Raw genomic sequence first — 18,794 nt, 5'->3', positions numbered from 1 at the left:
GCCGCTGACTTAAGCCTCGCGGAATGGAGAGGGAAGGGGCGCCGGTGGGGATCGGCGCCCGGGAAAGGCGCTCGCCCTCAGTCGAACAGCGCGTCGATGTCGCCCTGGTCGACATGGCCGATATCGTCGGCGAGCCTCGGACCGTTGAGGAGCGAGCTCTCGTCGTCGATGTCCACTCTCGGGGGAGGCGCGCCCAGCAACTCGCTGAAGGTGTCGAGGCCACCCCAGGCCTCGATCATCCGGTCGAGGTGCTCCTCGATGAACTTCAGCACGCCGACGATCTTGTTGATGCGCTGGCCGGTCAGGTCCTGGAAGTTGCAGGCCTCGAAGGCGACCACGACGCGGTCGAGGATCGCGTCGATGTTCTCGCGTCCGGCCATGGTGGTGGTCATGGCGCGCAGCATGCTCGCGTTGGTCTCGATCTCCTCGATCGCGCCCAGGATCGTGCTGGTGGCCCGCTCGGTGGAGTCCACCACCGCGTCGAGCTCGCCGGCCACCCGGCGCATGCCGTTGCCGGTGTTCTCCGAGCGGTAGAGGGTCGCGATCTCCTGCTTGGTGCGGGTGATCGCCTCCTTCATCACGTCGAGCTCGGAGCGCATGGCGAAGGCTTCGTTGAGCTCGCGCCGGCAGGCGTCGATCGTCTCCACGGTGCTCGTCTGCGTGATCTTCCGAAGGTCCTGGATCGCCGCGAGGATCTCCTCGAGGCGCTTGTTGTTCAGGTTCACCGCCTCCGGCGAAACGGCCGCCTCGGCCGCCACGGCAGGGGCGGCGAGCCCGAGGCTGTCCTCGATGCGGTAACGTTTGAGAGTCATCGGTCGCGATCAGCCGGCAAGAGGGAAGCCGGATGACGATGCCGCGAACTGATTGCGATTTCTTGAACGTCGCAACCGGTTCGCAACCTTTACCGCCCGTTCACGCTGAATCCGAAGAGCTGTTCGAAGCCGCGCCCGCGCTGAACGATTCACCATGTTCCTTCACCGCGTCCTCGGCGCGGCCCCCGATCCTGCCGGCATGTCGCACCCGCGAGCGGGTCCGACCGGGCGTGGAGCGTTGACGAGCATGCGGTTCGATTGGTGCGTGGCCATCGCCTGCCTGACGGCAGGTCTGGCGGGGCAGGGGGCACAGGCGCAGGCCCAGGGCGCGGCGCGACCCGGCGCCTATGGCGGGGGATTCATCGAGTACATGCTGGGAGGCGGGCCGGAGGCGCGTCCGGCGCCGGTGCGCTACGCCTCGAGCTCCCGTTTCGCCGACGAGCGGGCGTCGGCGCGCGATCCGGGGGTCTATGGTGGCGTCCAGGCTCCGCGCCTGCTGCACTCGGGCGACCGCGTTCCCGAGGAGCGCTTCGAGGCCCGGTCCGAACCGCCGGTCCGCGTCGCTCCCGACCGGGCGCCCCAGCGCCTCGCCGCCCTGCCGCAGGCCGGGGCGATGGAGCCGGCGGTGGAGACCATCGCCCGCGCGCCCGATCCGCGCTACGCCCGGCAGGTCGTGTCCTTCGACGGCCCGCAGCGGCCGGGGACGATCGTGGTCGATACGCCCGGAAAGTTTCTCTATCTCGTGCAGCCCGGGCATCAGGCGATCCGCTACGGCATCGGCGTCGGCCGGCCGGGCTTCGCGTGGTCGGGCCTGAAGACGATCAGCCAGAAGCGGGAATGGCCGGACTGGACCCCGCCGCAGGAGATGATCCGCCGCCGCCCGGACCTGCCGCGCCACATGGCCGGCGGCCCCGGCAATCCGCTCGGGGCGCGGGCGCTTTATCTCGGCTCGTCGCTCTACCGCATCCATGGCACCAACGAGCCGCACACGATCGGCCAGAACGTCTCGTCCGGCTGCATCCGGATGATGAACGAGGACGTCATCGACCTCTACGAGCGTACGCCCGTGGGCACCCGGGTCGAGGTCCTCTGAGAGCGACCTGAAACGCGAGGAGCCGGCGCCCGTCCCCGGGCGCCGGCTCGCTGTCGTCTCCGGAATCCCGTCCGGATCGGGCCTCGTTCAGACCCAGTCGTCGTCGCCGCCGCCGCCGAGGTCGCCCCCGAAATCGCCGCCGGAATCATCGGCGAACGAGGCGTCCTGGAGGTCGTTGCCGCCGCCGAGGGCCGAGCCGAGATCCTCGTTGCCGCTGCCGCCGAAGAAGTTGTTCTCGGTGATGTTCGGCGTGCCGCCGAGGCCCGCCGCCGCGGCGCTGCCGAGCTGCGAATGGCCGCCCGCGAAGGCGTTGGAGAGGGCGCTGCCGAGCAGCATGCCGCCGGCGGCACCCGCCGCCATCGGCAGGGCCGTCGCCATGAAGCCGCCGCCGCGGGCCGGCGCCGCCTGCTGGCCGGCCCAGGGGCCGCCCTGCTGCGGGCCACCGTAGCCCGGCTGCTGGCCATAGCCGGGCTGCTGACCGTAACCCGGCTGCGGCTGGCCGTAGCCGGGCTGGCCGCCCTGGTTGCCCCAGGCGCCGCCCTGGCGCGGCGGCTCGGGCTGGCGGCTGGAGGAGCCGCCGCCGAAGATGCTGGAGAGGAAGCCGCCGCCACCCTGGGGCTGCTGCTGGCCCGCGCGGCGCAGCTGCTCGAGCTGCTCGTTCAGGCTCTTGATCGCCTCTTCCTGCACGTAGATCAGCTGCGCCATCGCGTAGGGCGCGTAGGGCTGTGCCCGGATCTTGTCGGCAATGAAGCGCTCGGCTTCCGCATCGCGGGGCTGGCTCGAAGCCTGCTCCAGGCGCTGGAAAATGCCGCCGATGACGTCGCGTTCTTCGCTGTTCATGGAGTTGTCCTCCTGGGGCAAGCCGGCGGGTGACCACCCGCACGGGCGGGTCACAGATGGGGGTGCCGCCGGCCTTTGTCAGGGGCTCAACGCGAACTTTGCCGTCCCGGATGCATCCGCCTGTTCGGAATGTTCCGCGATTCCGCGCACACCCGCGCGAAACGGTCCTTCAACGCGAAAGAGCCCGGCCTTGCGGCCGGGCTCTCCCGTGGGATCGGCGCTCCGCGAGGGGAGCGCCGTCCGGTGCAGGTCCTAGTAGGAGCCGAACTTGTAGTTCAGGCCGGCGCGGACGACGGCGAACTCGGTGTCGCGCACCTGACGGCCGCCGCTGACCAGGACGACGCCCGGGCTGGTGGTGGTGACGACGTTGCCGACGTTGTTGACCGCGAAGGCGCCGTTGTTGCGGTTGCCCTGGTCGAGGTTCACGTACAGACCTTCGATCTTCAGCGTGACGGCCGAGGACTTGAAGAAGTTCAGGAACGAGTCGGTGGGGAGCGCGTACTCGACGCCGCCGCCGGCAGCCCAGCCGGTCTGGAAGTCGTCACGGCTGGAGTTGGTCAGACCGAAGTCACGACCGCCGCCCGAACCGTAGGCGAAGCCGCCGGTGCCGTACACGAGGGTGCGGTCGAAGGCGTAGCCGAGGCGGCCGCGGACGGTGCCGAAGTAGTCGAGGCCCGAGACGCCGGCCGGGTTGAAGACCTGCTGGGCGGCCAGCGGGCCGGTCGAGGAGAAGCGGTTCCGGTCACGACCGAAGTCGACGTACTGGGCGTCGGCCTCGACACCGATCACGACACCGGAGCCCGGGGTGAACTGGTAGTTGTAGCCGACCTGACCACCGCCGACGAAGCCGTCGTTGCTGCGGCCGTTGCCGAAGGCGACGACAGCGGTCGAGCCCGGCAGGACGAGCGTGCTGGCGCCGTTCACGCCGATGACGGTCGCCTGGTTGTTGCTGGAGGCGTCGAAGCCGTAACCGGCGTTGAAACCAGCGTAGAAGCCGGTCCAGGTGAACACCGGCACCGGCACGAACACCGGCGGCGGAGCCTGGCGACGCGGCAGGTCGGCAGCGAAGGCGGAGCCGGCGAGAGCGATGCCGGCGAGCGCGGTGGCGCTGCGAAGGAAGGATTTCATGATCTGGTCCTCTACTCGTTACGCACCGGCGCCGCTTTTACTGGCGGCGTCCGCTGCAGTTCCCCGTCTTTAAGCCAGCAGCGTGCGAGAAGCTGTTGCGTAACGATCACGCCAGCCGCAGTGAACGCGGCCCCTTTGTGGCGATGCTCGTCTTATTCTCACCCACTCCGTGAACACCGAACGCGCACCAATGGCCAAGGTTCGCCCACGGCCACGCTTTTTCGGCCTCCGGACGTTGACAAAGTGTCGCAGGGGGCTGGACGCGCTCAGGCGTTCAGGGTGATCGCCGAGATCAGGCGCCCGTAATCCGCCTCGCCGCGATGGGTGGTGCGGCGGTAGCTGTAGAAGAGGTCCGGCTCGGCATAGGTGCAGCGGCCGAGGTCGCCGGACCGGGCGATGCCCGCCTCGCCGAGGCGGGCCAGGACGAAGCCCGGCAGGTCGAACTGCGCGTGGTCGGCGCGGGTGCCGGGGCCGAGGAAGCGCTCGAAGCCCGCTGCCTCGGCGCGGAAGCGCACGAGGAAGTCGGGCCCGACCTCGTAGGAGGGCTGCGCGATCGTCGGGCCGAGCACCGCGACGATCTGGCCGCGCTCGGCGCCCAGTCCTTCCATCGCCGCGACGGTCGCCTCGATCACGCCGCCGAGGGCGCCCTTCCAGCCGGCATGGGCCGCGCCGACGACCCGGTTGCAGGCATCGGCGAACAGGATCGGCCCGCAATCGGCCGTGGCGATCCCGAGGGCGAGGCCCGGAACCCGGGTCACCATCCCGTCGGCCTTCGGGCGATCGGCGAGGGCGATCGGGCCGTCCACCACCACGACCGCAGGCGAATGGACCTGATACAGGCTGACCAGGGCCGCCTCCGCGACGCCGAGGTGCCGGCTCATCCGGCCGCGGTTCTCCGCCACGTGATCGGGCGCGTCGTGCGAGCCGAGCCCGCCGTTCAGCGTGGCGTAGATGCCTTCCGAGACGCCGCCCCGGCGGGTGAAGAAGGCGTGCCGGATGCCCGGCAGGCCGGCGAGGTCGCGAGATTCGAGGAAGTCGGGCCGTTCGCGCGTCATCGTCACACCGTTCCTTCGCCTATCCCGTCCGTGGCCGATCCCGGCCGGCGCCCGCCTGTATCACGGCCGTCGGACGGCGCGGTGTGGAGAAAACGATCCGTCCGCATCGCGCCGGCCGCAGCCTGGCGTCGTGGGTCTTTACGGTTCGTTAAGCATGTTTTGATCGGATGCAGCTCAAGAGTCGAGGATCAGCCGATGTCGGAAGCCGCGCGTCACCCAGCCCCGTATGAACCGGCATCCCGGCCGCAGCCCGGTCCGCTGCGCGATTGGCTGGCGGCGATGAAGGCGGCCACTCATCCAGCCGAGGCCCCGCCCGCCGCCGCTCCGGCCGCGGTGGCCGAGGAAGCCCGCGCCGCCGACCAGGGCAAGAGCTGGACCCCGCGCGTCGTGACCCCGGCGCCCGCTCCGGCCGATGCCGCGGAGGCCGACGTCTCGGACCTGATGGCCGAGAACATCATGCTGAAGGCCAAGCTGAAGGTGGAGGGCGACCGCTACGACGCGCTTCAGGGCGTCATCGCCCGCGAGCTGCGCAACCTGCGCGCCCATGTCGAAGCCGAGATGCGCGAATTCGAGGACGTGCGCGGCGAGCGCGACCGCCTCTTCGCGGCCCAGGGCGAATTCGAGAAGGAGATCCGCGAGCTCCGGGCCAGGATCACGGCCGATGCCGCGCAGCTGACGGAGATGCGCGGCGAGCGCGACCTCTGGGCCGCCCGGGCCGAGGCCCTGGCGCAGCCGATCTTCCAGAAGCGCAGCGTCTGACGCCGCCGCGTCTGCCGACAGCCCTCGAAACATCGAAGGGCCGCCCCTCGCGGGGCGGCCCTTCCATTGCCGAACCACTCGTGTCCGGCCGAAACTGTCGCGTTCGCTTCGAGCGCTAGAAGGCTGCGCCGGAGGCGACGGTCCAGGTCCGGAAGGCCGGGGTGAGCGGCTGATGACAATGAGACACTGGATCACCTCCTTTCGTTCGTTGCGGGTGAGCCGAAGTTAGTCAGCCCCATCCGGTTTGAAAAGGCCCGCGCCCGCGCCCATCCGCCGCTCCCCTGTGCTGGGACGGGTCGCGGCGGGCGCCGGCTGGCCTCGGCCCCGCCGGAGGTCTAAAGCATCGGGCCTTATCCCCCCGCGGGGTGCCGCGACGCGCGCAACCCCGCCCGAAGGCCACGGACCCGTCCCTCCCCATGTCCTCAGCCCTGCGGATGCCAACGCCCGACGAGGCCGCGCTCGACCCGGACGCCATGCGCCAGCCGCTGGCGGACGCCTGGTACTGCGTCGGCCGCTCGGAATCCCTGAGGGCGGGAGCGCTGCGGGCGGTCGAGCTCAACGGCGAGCAGATCGTCCTCGGCCGCGAGGCCTCCGGCGCCCCCTTCGCCCTGCGCGACCGCTGTCCCCATCGCGGCATGGCCCTGTCGAAGGGGCGCTTCGCCGGCGGCGAATTGACCTGCCCGTTCCACGGCTGGCGCTTCGGCACCGACGGCCGCTGCCGCGACGTGCCGACCCTGTCGGCCTCGGACACGGCCGATTTCTCGCGCATCGCCGTGCAGCGCTTCCCCATCCGCGAGAGCGCGGGCTTCGCCTGGGTCAATCCCTTCCTCGGAGCGGAGACCGACTCGCCCCCGGCGGCGCTGCCGGAACTCGGCTTCACGGCCGCCGGCTCCCTCGTGGTCGAACTCGTGGTCGAGGCCTCCTTCGACCTGACGACGCTGAGCCTCGTCGATCCCGGCCACGTCGCCTTCGTCCACGATTCCTGGTGGTTCCGGCCCTCGAAGGAACTGCGCGAGAAGGTGAAGACCTTCACGCCGACCCCGCACGGCTTCACCATGACGAGCCACGCCACCACCACGAGTTCGCCGGTCTACCGGCTGCTCGGCGGCGTGCCCGCGGTGGAGATCGAGTTCCGTCTTCCCGGCGTGCGGCTGGAGCGGATCGAGGCCGGGGCCAAGCGGGTGGCGAACTACACCTTCGCCACGCCCCTGACCCAGAACCGGACGATGCTCACCAACGCCCTCTACTGGAACATGCCGGCGCTGAACCTGCTCAAGCCCCTGGCGCGGCCGCTGATGCGCCAGTTCCTCACCCAGGACCAGCAGGTGCTCCAGCACGCCCAGGCCGGCCTCGACCGCAAGCCCACCATGGTGCTGTTCGGCCAGGGCGACCTGCCGTCGCAATGGTATTTCCGCCTCAAGCGCGAGGCGCTGCAGGCCGCCCGCGAGGGGCGGCCCTTCGCCAACCCCCTGTCCACGCAGGAACTGCGCTGGCGCTCCTGACTCGGCGCGCTCCGCCGCAGACGGCATGCGTCGCCCGGTTGCGGTGCGTCTTCCGGCCGTGGTCACGGGCCGCGCCGCTTGATCGGCGGGCCGCAGCCGCCATTTCGGGTCCATGAAACGGCAAAGTCTGATCAAGGCGCTGAGCGCCGCCACCGTGATGACGCTCGGCGGGGTCGGCTATGCCGCCCACAAGCGCGGTCGCAATCCCTATTACCGCGGTCCGCGCAGCGACCATTTCGACGGGGTCCGCTTCCACAGCCCGGACCAGCCGGCGGACAAGACCCTCGGCGACATCGCCCGCTGGCGCTCCCGGCGCGGGGTCGACAGTCCCCTGCGCCAGACCTGGCCCGCCTTCCACCCCAGCCCCTACGCGCCCGACCGGCCGCCGGAGCGGGTCGCGGGCCTGCGCGTCACCCTGATCGGTCATGCGAGCTACCTGTTCCAGGTCGCCGGCCGCAACATCCTGGTCGATCCCGTCTATGCCCGCCGGGCGAGCCCGGTGCGCTTCGCCGGGCCCAAGCGCGTGAACCCGCCGGGCATCGCCTTCGCCGACCTGCCCCCCATCGACGCGGTGCTGATCACCCACAACCACTACGACCATCTCGACGGACCGGCACTGGCGCGGATCTGGCAGGCGCATCAGCCGCTGATCCTGGCGCCCCTCGGCAACGAGGCGATCCTGCGCGCCTACGACGACACCATGCACGTGGAGACCCGCGACTGGGGCGAGGCGGTGGATCTCGGCGGCGGCCTCACCGTCCACGTCACCCCCGCCCATCACTGGTCGGCCCGCGGCCTGAACGACCGGCGCATGGCACTATGGTGCTCCTTCGTCCTCACGACCCCGGTGGGCGTGCACTACCATTCGGGCGATACGGGGCTGCGCGACGGCGCGACCTTCCGGGAGGCCCGCGCCCGCTTCGGGCCGCCGCGCCTCGCCACCCTGCCGATCGGCGCCTACGAGCCGCGCTGGTTCATGCAGGACCAGCACATGAACCCGGCCGAGGCGGTGGAGGCCGGCCTGCTCCTCGGGGCCGACCAGATGCTCGGCCACCACTGGGGCACCTTCCAGCTCACCGACGAGGGCATCGAGCAGCCCGTGGAGGCCCTGGCCCAGGCCTGCGCCGAGCACGGCCTCGCGCCGGAGCGATTCGTGGCGATGCGCCCCGGGCAGGTCTGGGAGGCGTAATTTCTATGCCGGCGACCCGACACCGAACTCAGGGAAGGTCAGGATTTGTTTCCCGGAAGATGATTTGAGTCTGTAGAAGATCATCGTTCTGATGCCTGGCAGAAAGCGATGAAATCGTACCAAGACCTGTGTCGTTAAGGTCGTGATAGCACCTGTCGCCCAAGTCTCGATCATACGTTGACGATGATCGCATACGGGTTGCACGATGATTCTCCTTAGGACGCTGACTGCGAAGGTCTTACTACTGGCAGCTGGTGCAATCTTGCTGGTATCCGTGGCCCTGTTGCTTGTGACGGGGTACGAGATCGGCTCCCAGCTCGACGCCAAGCAGCGGGCCGATGGCGAGCGCCACCTGCGCACCCTCGGTATGGTCGTCGGCGACCGGATTCCGGCGGCCGAGATCGCCTTCGACGGCGAGCGGGTGACGGCGGTGCGCACGCCCGATCTCGGGGGCCTGGCCGACGAGGCCATCGTCGACCGCACCGTGGCGTATGTCGGCGGCACCGCGACCGTGTTCGCCTACGACCCGGCCGGCGACCGCTTCGTGCGGCGCGTGACCACGGTGAAGAACGAGCGCGGTGAGCGGGCGGTGGGCACGGCCCTGGCGGCCGATCACCCGGCACAACCCCTGATCCGCACCGGCAAGGCCTATAGCGGCCCCGCGACCCTGTTCGGCCGCTCCTACCTCACGGTCTACCAGCCGACCCTCGACCCGGCCGGGCGCGTCAACGGCATCCTGTATGTCGGCGTGCCCCTGGAGGCCTACGAGGCGGTCTATGCCCAGACCATGGCGGCCATGCGCTGGACCATCCTGTCGGTGGCGGTGCTGGCCTGCCTCCTCGTCGGCCTCGTGGCCGTTCGCCTGTTCCGGCCGATCCGGGTGATCGCGGATCGGACCTCGGGCCTGGTGGCCGGCGACTACGAGGGGGCCATTCCCTACCGGGACGCCCGGGATGAGGTCGGCGCCGTCGCACGGGCCCTGGAGGCCCTGCGCGACACCAGCCTGCGGGCCCGGGCGCTCGAATCCGACCGGTCGGCCATGAGCCAGGTCGCCCAGGACCGCCGGGCGCTCCTCGACGCCGAGATCGCGCGCTTCCGCACCCGTGTCGCGGAGGCCCTGAACGCCGTCGGCACGCAGACCGGCGACCTGCGCACCCGCGCGGCGGCGATGTCGAGCGCCTCCGCCGAGGCCTCGCTCGCCGTGGAGGGGGCCTCCGCCGGTTCGCGCGAGACCTCCGCCCACGTCCAGACGGTGGCCAGCGCCGCGGAGGAACTGACGGCCTCGATCGTGGAGATCAGCGGTCGCCTCGATGCCGCCAAGGGCGAAGTCGAGGCGGCCTTCGACGAGGCCTCCGGCACCAACGCCCGCATGGGCGAGCTCGTCGGGACGGCTCAGCGCATCGGCGACGTGGTGGGCCTGATCCGCGCCATCGCCGACCAGACCAACTTGCTGGCGCTCAACGCCACCATCGAGGCGGCCCGGGCCGGCGAGGCGGGCCGCGGCTTCGCCGTGGTCGCCTCCGAGGTCAAGGCGCTGGCGACCCAGACCGCCAAGGCGACCGACGAGATCGCCAGCCAGGTCGCCTCGGTCCAGACCTCGACGGGTCAGGCGGTGGACGCCATCGGGCGCATGACCGATCGGATGGGCACGATCAGCGCGATGACGAAGGATCTCGCGGCCGCAGTCGCCATGCAGGGCGAGGCCACCGGCGAGATCTCGCGCAACGCCGGCAACACCGCGACCACCTCGGTCGCCATCGCGCGCGACCTCGGCACGGTCACCGACGCCACCCGCCGGACGGCGGCGATGGCGGAGGGCGTCCAGGGCAGCGCCGCCTCCGTCGAGGACGTGGCGTCGGGCCTGGAGGCCGAGATCGGCCGCTTCCTCGAAGCCGTCGCGGCCTGACGCCGCGACGGCCCGGACCTCAGAGGATGAAGCGGCTCAGATCCGCGTTGGCCGCCAGGCTCTCGACCCGGGCGCGCACGTAGGCGGCGTCGATCGGCACGGTCTCGCCGGAGCGGTCGGTGGCCGTGAAGGAAATCTCGTCGATGACGCGCTCCAGCACGGTCTGGAGCCGGCGGGCGCCGATGTTCTCCACCGAGTTGTTCACGTCGACCGCGACGCGGGCCAGCGCGTCCACCGCATCCTCGCTGAATTCCAGGGTGACGCCCTCGGTCTGCATCAGCGCCACGGTCTGCTTCAGCAGGCTCGCCTCCGTCGAGGTCAGGATCTGGCGGAAATCCTCGACGGTGAGCGGCTGCAGCTCGACGCGGATCGGCAGGCGGCCCTGCAGCTCCGGCAGCAGGTCGGAGGGTTTCGAGACGTGGAAGGCGCCGCTGGCGATGAACAGGATGTGGTCGGTCTTCACCGGCCCGTGCTTCGTCGCCACCGTGGTGCCCTCGATCAGGGGCAGGAGGTCGCGCTGCACGCCCTCGCGGGAGACGTCGGCCGAGGAACGGCCCTCGCGGGCGCAGATCTTGTCGATCTCGTCGAGGAAGACGATGCCGTTGTCCTCGACCTCGCGGATCGCCTCCTGGGTCAGGGACTCGGCATCGACGAGCTTGTCGGATTCCTCGGCCAGCAGGGGTGCGTAGGCGTCCTTCACCGTCATCCGGCGCGGCTTGCCCTTCTGGCCGCCGAGCGCCTTGCCGAGCATGTCGCCGAGATTGACCGCGCCCATCGAGGCGCCCGGCATGCCGGGGATCTCGAACATCGGCAGGCCGCCCGGGGCGGCGCCGGAGAGCTCGATCTCGACCTCCTTGTCGTCGAGTTCGCTCGCCCGCAGCTTCTTGCGGAAGCTGTCGCGGGTGGCCTGGCTCGCGGTCGGGCCGACGAGGGCGTCGAGGATGCGCGCCTCCGCCGCCGCCTCGGCCTTGGCCTTCACCGAGCGGCGCTTCTCCTCGCGTTTGAGGCCGATGCCGACCTCCACGAGGTCGCGTACGATCTGCTCCACGTCGCGGCCGACATAGCCGACCTCCGTGAACTTGGTGGCCTCGATCTTGAGGAAGGGCGCGCCGGCGAGGCGCGCGAGGCGGCGGGCGATCTCGGTCTTTCCGCAGCCCGTCGGGCCGATCATCAGGATGTTCTTCGGGGCGACCTCCTCGCGCAGGGGGCCGGTGAGCTGCTGCCGGCGCCAGCGGTTGCGCAGCGCGATGGCGACGGCGCGCTTGGCGTCGGCCTGCCCGACGATGAAGCGGTCGAGTTCCGAGACGATCTCGCGGGGGGAGAAGGTGGTCATCACGCTCCGGTCGGATGCGGCAGCCGGGCTGCCAAGGGGCGGGGCAGGGGGCAGGGCAGAAAGCAGGGCAGAAAGCAGGGGAGGCCGCGGGCGACCGGCGCACGCGCGGGGCGCCGGCCGCCACCCGGCGCCGTGCGGAAGACCCCGGCGGTGGCGGGGCACGCCCGATCGGCGCCGGCGCGGCCTCGCGCGGCGCGTCTCGGCGCAGGGCGGCCGGCGGGGATCACGACGGGACCTCGCGGCCGGCCGCCCCTGGCCGTGCAGGGGCGAGGCCGCATCGGGCGGGGGAGGGGGCTGACTGGCGCACGCCCCCGACTTAAGCGCGCCGCGCCGCCCTTTCCAGTCGTCCCGGCGCCTCAGGCGGCCCGGATCGAGCCGACGAAGTGCGTGACCTCGCCGTCGAGGGCGCTGGAGCGCCGGGCGAGTTCCGCCGCCGAGGCCAGGACCTGCGCGGCTCCGGCGCCGACCTCGACGGCCGCGCCCTGGACCTCGGCCATGGTCTCGGTGACGTCGTGGGTGCCGCGGGCGGCGTCGTTGACGCTGCGGGCGATCTCCTGGGTGGCGACCTGCTGCTCCTCCACCGCGGCCGCGACCCCGAGGGCGATGTGGTGCACGCTGCCGATGGTGGTGCCGATCTCGCGGATCGCCTCCACGGTCTCCCGGGTGGCGGCCTGGATCATGCCGATCTGGGCCGTGATCTCGTCCGTGGCCTTGGCGGTCTGGGCCGCCAGGGTCTTCACCTCGGTGGCGACCACGGCGAAGCCCCGGCCCGCCTCGCCGGCGCGGGCCGCCTCGATGGTGGCGTTGAGCGCCAGCAGGTTGGTCTGGCCGGCGATGTTCGAGATCAGGGCGACGACGTCGCCGATGCGGGCGGCGCCCTCGGCCAGGGCCTCGACGCGGGCATTGGTCTGCCGGCTGCTCTCGACGGCCTCGGCCGCGGCGGCCGAGGTCTGGCCGACCTGCTGGCCGATCTCGTTGGCGGTGGCGGCGAGCTCCTCGGTGGCGGCGGCCACCGCCTGGACGTTCTGCGCCGTCTCCTGGGCGGCGCGCATCACCGCGGCCGATTGCCGGTTGGTGCGCTCGGCCTGGGCCGACATCGTCCGGGCGGTCTCCTCCATGGCGGCGGCGGCGTCCGAGAGGTCGCCCACCAGGGCGCCGACGCTGCCTTGGAAGCGGTCGGCGAGTTCGGTCCGCTCGGTCCGGCGGCGGCTGGAGGCGAGGCCGGCGGCCTCGTCCTGGGTCGCCCGCAGGACCGCGCTCTCCCGCATCGAGTGGGCGAAGACCTGCATGCTGGCCCAGATCGCGCCGATCTCGTCCCGGCCGGGCTTCACGGCCGGCAGGTCGAGCTGGCCCTCGGACAGGCGCCGGATCGCGGCGGTGACCCGGGCGAGGGGCGCGGCGATCTGGCGGTGGCCGACGACGAGGCCGAGGCCGAGGCCCGCGAGCGTGCCGCCCACCGCGAGGGCGATCAGCAGGGTCCGGCGGCTGGCGTAGAGGGCATCGGTGGCGGCATCGATGGCGGCGACCTGGGCCTGGCCGCTGGCGACCAGGGCGTCGATCGAATCCTGGAAGGCCTGCCGGTTGGCCCGGTTGGCCTCGTTGAAGCCGAGATCCGCCGCGGCCTTCGGGGCGATCGCGGTTCCGGCCCGGGCGATCTCCAGGCGCAGGGTGGTGAAGGTGGCCGCGCCCTCGGCGACGCGGGCGAACTGCGCCCGCTCGGCCTCCGGCACGCGCGCGCCCCAGACGGCCAGGAGCGCGTTCATCGCCGTCAGGTTCTGGCGCAGCCGGTCGGCATATTTCTGCGCGTCGGCAATGTCCTTGGCGGCGTAGACGCCGCGGGATTCGAGCACGACGTTGCTGACGAGGCGGTTGACGTTGGCGGCGTCGAGGGCCCGGCGGGCCGCGTGCCGGGACTCGATCATCGCGTCGTTGAAGGCCGAGAGGGTGCCGATGCCGACGCCGGCGACCAGCAGGGTGATCGCCCCGCAGGCCAGGACGAACATGAGTATCTTCGCCTTGATCGTCATGTTCGAGACCCTGCCCGGAGCTTGTCTGCAAGCTGGTAGGCAGTATCTCGAAATCTTCGGTTAACGGACGGAGAATCCGTCAGATTTCGGAGGTCTCCAGCGTCTCGATCACGAGACTGTCATTGGTGTAGACGCAGATCTCGGCCGCGATCCGCATGGCTCGACGGACGATTTCTTCCGCATCGTGACTGCTGTCTTCGAGCGCACGGGCGGCGGCGAGGGCGTAATTGCCGCCCGAGCCGATCGCCATCACGCCGCTCTCCGGCTCCAGCACGTCGCCCGCCCCCGAGAGCAGCAGGCCGACCTCCTTGTCGGCGACCAGCATCATCGCCTCCAGGCGGCGCAGGTAGCGGTCGGTGCGCCAGTCCTTGGTCAGCTCGACGCAGGCCCGGGTCAGCTGCCCCGGATACTGCTCCAGCTTGGCCTCCAGCCGCTCGAACAGCGTGAAGGCGTCCGCCGTGGCGCCGGCGAAACCGCCGATCACCGCGCCCTTGGCGAGGCGCCGGACCTTGCGGGCATTGCCCTTGACGATGGTCTGGCCGAGGCTGACCTGCCCGTCGCCGCCGATCACCACCCGGCCGCCCTTGCGGACCATCAGGATGGTGGTGGCGTGCATCTGCGGCGGGCCGTTCGAATCGTGCGCCAAGTCTGGCTCCTGGGATGTCGGGTGCGTGGGAGAAGCGGGGTTCGGGAGGGAGGTAGGCGCGCCCGGCCCCGAATGCCACCGCCCTACACCACCACGGTGATCCGCTTGGCCGCCCGGGTCAGGCCCGTATAGAGCCAGCGCGCCCGGTGCTCGCGGAAGGCGAAGGATTCGTCGAACAGCACGACGTCGTCCCATTGCGAGCCCTGCGCCTTGTGGACGGTCAGGGCGTAGCCGTAGGTGAACTCGTCGGTCTCGCGCTTCAGGAAGGCCGGGATCTCCTCCTCGGAGCCCGACATCACGGCCTTGAGCACCTTGATGTCCACCGGGCGGCGGCGCAGGGCCGGGTCGTCCTCCGGCACCACGTCGAGGCGCACCGTGTCGGCGCGCGGCGAGGAGCGCTGGGCGTGGACCGTCCAGGTCGAGCCGTTGAGCAGGCCCTTGGTGCGGTCGTTGCGCAGGCAGACCAGCTTCTCGCCCACCGCCGGCATCGGGTCGGTGTGGCCGGCGAGTTCGCGCAGGCGGTTGTTGTAGAGCCGCCGGGTCTTGTTCATGCCCACCAGCACCTGGTCGGCCTGCAGCACCACGGCCGGGTCGATGTCGCGGCGCGAGACGATGCGGCTCTCGCCGTATTCGCCGATCGACAGGCGCCCGCCCTCGCGCACCGTCATCGCCATCCGGACGATGGGATCGTCGGCGGCCTGCCGGTGGACGTCGGTGAGCATCACGTCGGGCTCGGCCTCGGTGAAGAAGCCGCCCCCGCGCACCGGCGGCAGCTGGGCCGGGTCGCCGAGCACCAGCACCGGCCGGTCGAAGGACAGGAGGTCGTTGCCGAGATCCGAATCGACCATCGAGCACTCGTCGATCACGATCAGCTCGGCTTTCGAGACCGGCCCGGTCCGGTTCAGGGTGAAGGCCGGGCCGCCATCCTCGGTCTCCTTGGTGCGGTAGATCAGGCTGTGGATGGTCGCCGCGTCGTGGCAGCCCTTCTGGCGCATCACCGAGGCGGCCTTGCCCGTGAAGGCGCCGAACACCACCGTGCCCTCGACGTCGTCGGCGATGCGGCGGGCGAGGGTGGTCTTGCCGGTGCCGGCATAGCCGAACAGGCGGAAGACCTGCTGGCCGCCGGACTTGCGCCACGCCGAGATCGCCTTCAGGGCCGCGTCCTGCTGCGGGGCGAAGCGGGTCGGCAGATCCGTCCTGGTGTCGGTCTCGGCCATCAGAGCACCGAGGGCCGCTGGAGGTCGAAGAGGTCGGTGCCGCGCGTCGCGAACAGATCCTCCAGGGCATCGCCGCCGGAATCCTGCGCGAAGGCGTACTCGGCCTGCGAAATCGGCACCGCCTGGAGGAAGGCCAGCGCCGCGTCGGGCGTGGGCAGCGTCTGCAGGCGCGCCTCGAACAGGGCCGGCGGCACGAACAGGACGTGGGCGAGGCTGGCCGACAGGCCCGTGAGCAGGCCGGGAAAGACGATGCCGGGGGCGAGGAACCAGCGCCCCTCGATGACCTGGAAGGCGCAGGCCGCCAGCATGCGCGCCACGTCCGGGTCGGTGCCGACGGCCAGGATCTCGCAGCGCCCGGGAAATTCGGCGCCGTCCTGGTAGAGCGGGTGGTTGGCCAGGGTCACCGTCGCGCAGGCGGTGAGGCCGGGGCGCGGGGCGTCCAGGCAGGTCAGGATGTCGACGTGGCTGCGCCCGGTCTCGTCGGCGTGCCGGGCGACGGAGGGGCGGCCGCCGAAGGCGCCCGCCAGCATCCGCGCCACCGCGCGGTTGGTCTCGGTGATGTCCGCCGGCGGGGCGGCCGGGGCGCTCACGGCCAGCGCACCGTCGGGGGCAGCGACGAGAGGATCGAGGCGACGTTGCCGCCGGTCTTCAGGCCGAAGATCGTACCGCGGTCGTAGAGCAGGTTGAACTCCACGTAGCGCCCGCGCCGGACCTGCTGCTCCAGCCGGTCCGCCTCGGTCCAGGGGGTGGACAGGTTGGCGCGCACGATGGCCGGGTAGGCCTTGAGGAAGGCCCCGCCGACGTCGCGGGTGAAGGCGAGGTCGGCCTTCGGGTCGCCGGTCCAGTGGTAGTCGTAGAAGATGCCGCCGATGCCGCGCGGCTCGTTGCGGTGCTTGAGGTGGAAGTACTCCTCGCACCAGGCCTTGTAGCGGGCATAGTCGGCGGCCGGGGCATGGGCCTCGCAGGCCTCGCGCATCGCCGCGTGGAAGGCCAGCGAATCCGGGTCGTCCTGGATCCGGCGCCGGTCGAGCACCGGGGTCAGGTCGGCGCCGCCGCCGAACCAGGTCTTCGTGGTCACCACGAAGCGGGTGTTCATGTGCACCGTCGGCACGTTCGGATTCCAGGGATGCGCGATCAGCGAGATCCCGGTGGCGAAGAAGCGCGGGTCCTCGGCGGCGCCCGGCATCTGGGCGCGGAACTCGGGGGCGAATTCGCCGTGCACGGCCGAGACGTGGACGCCGGCCTTCTCGAAGACCCGGCCCTTGATCATCGCCATGGTGCCGCCGCCGCCGGGCGCACCGGTGTGGTCCGTGCGCTGCCAGGGGGTCTTCACGAAGGTGCCGGGCTCGGCCGGGGCGTCGGGATGGAAGGGGCCCGTCGCCTCCGCCTCCAGGGTCTCCAGGGCGGCCACGATCCGGTCGCGCAGGGTGGTGAACCACGCCGTCGCCTCGGCCTTGACGGCGTCGCGCTCGGCCTCGGGCAGCGGGGGGACGGAGGATTCGGGCATCGTCATGCCGGGGGATGTCCCATCCCGCCGCCCGGCCGTCAATTCGCCGGAGCGGCCACGATCCCGCCGCGGCTCAATCCTTCACCGACATCAGCAGCCGCTCGGTCTTGGCGTCCTCGATCCGGTTGACCATGCGCCGGCCCTCGTGGACGTCGCGGATCGTCTTGGTGGCGGTGATGCAGGACTGCATCAGCATGATCGTGCCCATGGCGAGGTAGCCCTTGATCCAGATGTCCATGGGCATGAACAGGATGCCGAGGCCCACCATCGCGGCGGAGCCGAGGAACGAGGCGTAGGTGAAGGCGACCCAGGCGCCGGAATGCTGCGTGGTCTCGTTGGTCATGGGAGTTCTCCTCGGGTTGGGGTGATGTCGGAAGGCGGGATTCGTGCGGAACGTCGCGGTGCATCCCTTCTCCCCGCTGCGGGAGAAGGTGGCCCGCGCAGCGGGTCGGATGAGGGGAGAGCGGTCTTCGGAGGGGGCGTCCACTCTCCCGCCTGCTCCACAGAGGGAGCGTGGGCGTGGCGGTCAGGCCCCCTGCGCCCGGGCGCGCAGGCGGTCGAGGATCGCGGAGGGGGCCGGGCGGGTGCTCGGGCCGAAGCCGGCGCGTTCCATCCGCTCGGCGATGTCGGCGCCGGGCTCGGCCTCGCGCAGGGCCTCCTCGGTGTCGTCGGCCTCGGCCTGGAGGCTGCGCAGGCGGGCCAGGGTCGCCTCGGCCTCCTTGAGCGTCGCCCGGTCCTGCGGGGCCGCGCTCACCCGCAGGCGCCGGGCCGTCTCGGCCGCGGCGGCGAGGCGGCGGCCCCGTTCCAGCTCCGCCTGGCGCCGGGTGGCGTCGGCGACCTTGGCGCGGATGCGAGCGAGCTCGCTGGCGAAGCGGCTCCGGGCGGCGCGGATGGCGTCGCGCTCGGCCTCCAGTTCGGCGAGTGCCTCGGCCGCCTGCCCCGCGAGGTCGTCGCGCCCGGACTGGAGCGCCGCCACGGCGCGGGTCTCGAGATCGGCGGCGCGGGCCTCGACCTCGGCGAGGCGGCGCTCCTCGGCCCGGTCGCCGGCCACGGCGGCGGCGAGCGCCTGGCGGCTGCGCTCCAGGGCGGCGCGGGTCTCGCGGATCTGCTGGTCGAGGATCAGGAGGGCTTTGCGGTCGAAGAGGTCCTGTTCGGCGCGGGCGGCGGCGCCGCGGGCGAGGGTTCGAAACAATCTGAGCATCGTCGGGCTCCGGGTGCGTGGCTGCTGTCCACCCCCCGGTTGTCGCATGGTTTGAACACCGTTCAAGTGCGGTATTGCACGGCGTTCAATCAGCGCCCGGAAAGCCCTCGGTCTGGCGCAGGGCCTCGCCCAGGATCATCGCGGCGCAGACCGCGACGTTGAGCGAGCGCAGGTCGGGGCGGATCGGCACCACCACCCGGGCCTCCGCCGCGGCGTGGACGGCCTCGGGCACGCCGGCCGATTCCCGGCCCATCAGCAGGCAGTCGCCGTCGCGATAGGCGAAGGCGGTGTAGGGCAGGGCGCCCTGCGTGGTGGCGAGGACGAGGCGGATGTTCTCCGCGCGGCGCCAGTCCGAGAACGCGTCCCACGAGCGGTGGCGGGTGACCGCGACCCGGTCGAGGTAGTCGAGGCCCGAGCGGCGCAGGTGCCGGTCCGAGACGTCGAAGCCGGCGGGCTCGATGATCTCCACGGCGGCGCCGAGGCAGGCGGCCATGCGCAGCAGGGTGCCGGTGTTCTGCGGGATGTCGGGCTGGTAGAGGGCGAGGCGGATCATCGGCGGCGGCTCGGGACGGGGCGGAC

Annotated in this window: 18 protein-coding genes; 5 read left to right on the top strand and 13 right to left on the bottom strand. The window is 71.5% G+C overall.

The features are described from left to right. Positions 1–77: 77 nt before the first annotated feature. Positions 78–812 (bottom strand): chemotaxis protein, encoded by a 735-nt coding sequence (locus ACXJY8_RS15450; protein ID WP_463770360.1) that lies wholly within the window; start codon positions 810–812, stop codon positions 78–80. A gap of 247 nt (positions 813–1,059) precedes the next feature. Here ACXJY8_RS15450 and ACXJY8_RS15445 point away from each other — a divergent pair, with 247 nt between their 5' ends. Next, on the top strand, positions 1,060–1,905 hold the full coding sequence (locus ACXJY8_RS15445) for a L,D-transpeptidase (RefSeq protein WP_463770358.1): 846 nt from the start codon (positions 1,060–1,062) through the stop codon (positions 1,903–1,905). A gap of 87 nt (positions 1,906–1,992) precedes the next feature. Here the strand turns inward: ACXJY8_RS15445 and ACXJY8_RS15440 are convergent, their stop codons facing one another. The 3 genes from ACXJY8_RS15440 to pgeF all read right to left on the bottom strand — a co-directional run bounded on the left by ACXJY8_RS15440 (position 1,993) and on the right by pgeF (position 4,928). Then, positions 1,993–2,745, bottom strand: coding sequence for a DUF2076 domain-containing protein (locus ACXJY8_RS15440; protein ID WP_463770356.1), 753 nt, complete (start codon positions 2,743–2,745; stop codon positions 1,993–1,995). A 252-nt stretch (positions 2,746–2,997) separates the two neighbouring features. Further along, positions 2,998–3,873 (bottom strand): outer membrane protein, encoded by an 876-nt coding sequence (locus tag ACXJY8_RS15435; protein ID WP_463770354.1) that lies wholly within the window; start codon positions 3,871–3,873, stop codon positions 2,998–3,000. 266 nt (positions 3,874–4,139) lie between these two features. Continuing rightward, positions 4,140–4,928, bottom strand: coding sequence for a peptidoglycan editing factor PgeF (gene pgeF, locus ACXJY8_RS15430; protein ID WP_463770352.1), 789 nt, complete (start codon positions 4,926–4,928; stop codon positions 4,140–4,142). Between the two features lie 279 nt (positions 4,929–5,207). Between pgeF and ACXJY8_RS15425 the strand changes: the two genes are divergently transcribed. From ACXJY8_RS15425 to ACXJY8_RS15410, 4 genes are all read left to right on the top strand, one after another. After that, on the top strand, positions 5,208–5,687 hold the full coding sequence (locus ACXJY8_RS15425; RefSeq protein ID WP_463770350.1) for a hypothetical protein: 480 nt from the start codon (positions 5,208–5,210) through the stop codon (positions 5,685–5,687). Between the two features lie 416 nt (positions 5,688–6,103). Beyond that, complete coding sequence (locus ACXJY8_RS15420; protein ID WP_463770348.1) at positions 6,104–7,189, top strand: Rieske 2Fe-2S domain-containing protein; 1,086 nt, start codon at positions 6,104–6,106, stop codon at positions 7,187–7,189. A 112-nt stretch (positions 7,190–7,301) separates the two neighbouring features. After that, complete coding sequence (locus ACXJY8_RS15415) at positions 7,302–8,378, top strand: MBL fold metallo-hydrolase (protein WP_463770346.1); 1,077 nt, start codon at positions 7,302–7,304, stop codon at positions 8,376–8,378. Positions 8,379–8,652: 274 nt separating this feature from the next. After that, positions 8,653–10,284, top strand: a complete 1,632-nt coding sequence (locus tag ACXJY8_RS15410) for a methyl-accepting chemotaxis protein (RefSeq protein WP_463770344.1) — start codon at positions 8,653–8,655, stop codon at positions 10,282–10,284. A 19-nt stretch (positions 10,285–10,303) separates the two neighbouring features. Here the strand turns inward: ACXJY8_RS15410 and hslU are convergent, their stop codons facing one another. From hslU to ACXJY8_RS15365, 9 genes are all read right to left on the bottom strand, one after another. After that, on the bottom strand, positions 10,304–11,617 hold the full coding sequence (hslU, locus tag ACXJY8_RS15405) for an ATP-dependent protease ATPase subunit HslU (protein ID WP_463770342.1): 1,314 nt from the start codon (positions 11,615–11,617) through the stop codon (positions 10,304–10,306). A gap of 356 nt (positions 11,618–11,973) precedes the next feature. After that, on the bottom strand, positions 11,974–13,644 hold the full coding sequence (locus ACXJY8_RS15400) for a methyl-accepting chemotaxis protein (protein ID WP_463770340.1): 1,671 nt from the start codon (positions 13,642–13,644) through the stop codon (positions 11,974–11,976). 79 nt (positions 13,645–13,723) lie between these two features. Beyond that, positions 13,724–14,260: an ATP-dependent protease subunit HslV gene (gene hslV, locus ACXJY8_RS15395; protein WP_463780676.1), complete on the bottom strand. Its 537-nt coding sequence runs from the start codon at positions 14,258–14,260 to the stop codon at positions 13,724–13,726. Between the two features lie 113 nt (positions 14,261–14,373). Then, on the bottom strand, positions 14,374–15,507 hold the full coding sequence (locus ACXJY8_RS15390) for an ATP-dependent DNA helicase (RefSeq protein WP_463770338.1): 1,134 nt from the start codon (positions 15,505–15,507) through the stop codon (positions 14,374–14,376). Further along, complete coding sequence (locus tag ACXJY8_RS15385; protein WP_463770336.1) at positions 15,507–16,097, bottom strand: suppressor of fused domain protein; 591 nt, start codon at positions 16,095–16,097, stop codon at positions 15,507–15,509. The genes ACXJY8_RS15390 and ACXJY8_RS15385 overlap by 1 nt, the downstream gene beginning before the upstream one ends. Further along, complete coding sequence (hemF, locus tag ACXJY8_RS15380) at positions 16,094–17,020, bottom strand: oxygen-dependent coproporphyrinogen oxidase (RefSeq protein WP_463770334.1); 927 nt, start codon at positions 17,018–17,020, stop codon at positions 16,094–16,096. Before hemF ends, ACXJY8_RS15385 begins: the two co-directional genes overlap by 4 nt. Before the next feature lie 67 nt (positions 17,021–17,087). Continuing rightward, a complete protein-coding gene (locus tag ACXJY8_RS15375; RefSeq protein ID WP_463770332.1) occupies positions 17,088–17,357 on the bottom strand; it encodes a YiaA/YiaB family inner membrane protein in 270 nt (89 codons plus the stop codon). 183 nt (positions 17,358–17,540) lie between these two features. Beyond that, the gene (locus tag ACXJY8_RS15370; protein WP_463770330.1) at positions 17,541–18,215 is read right to left on the bottom strand and encodes a PspA/IM30 family protein; all 675 of its coding nucleotides are present in this window, start codon (positions 18,213–18,215) and stop codon (positions 17,541–17,543) included. A gap of 85 nt (positions 18,216–18,300) precedes the next feature. After that, the gene (locus ACXJY8_RS15365) at positions 18,301–18,768 is read right to left on the bottom strand and encodes a tRNA (cytidine(34)-2'-O)-methyltransferase (protein ID WP_463770326.1); all 468 of its coding nucleotides are present in this window, start codon (positions 18,766–18,768) and stop codon (positions 18,301–18,303) included. Between the last annotated feature and the right edge of the window lie 26 nt (positions 18,769–18,794).

Source organism: Methylobacterium sp. TK31 (assembly GCF_055361545.1).
The sequence above is the reverse complement of the archived record's forward strand: the minus strand, read 5'-3'. Positions and strand labels throughout refer to the sequence as shown.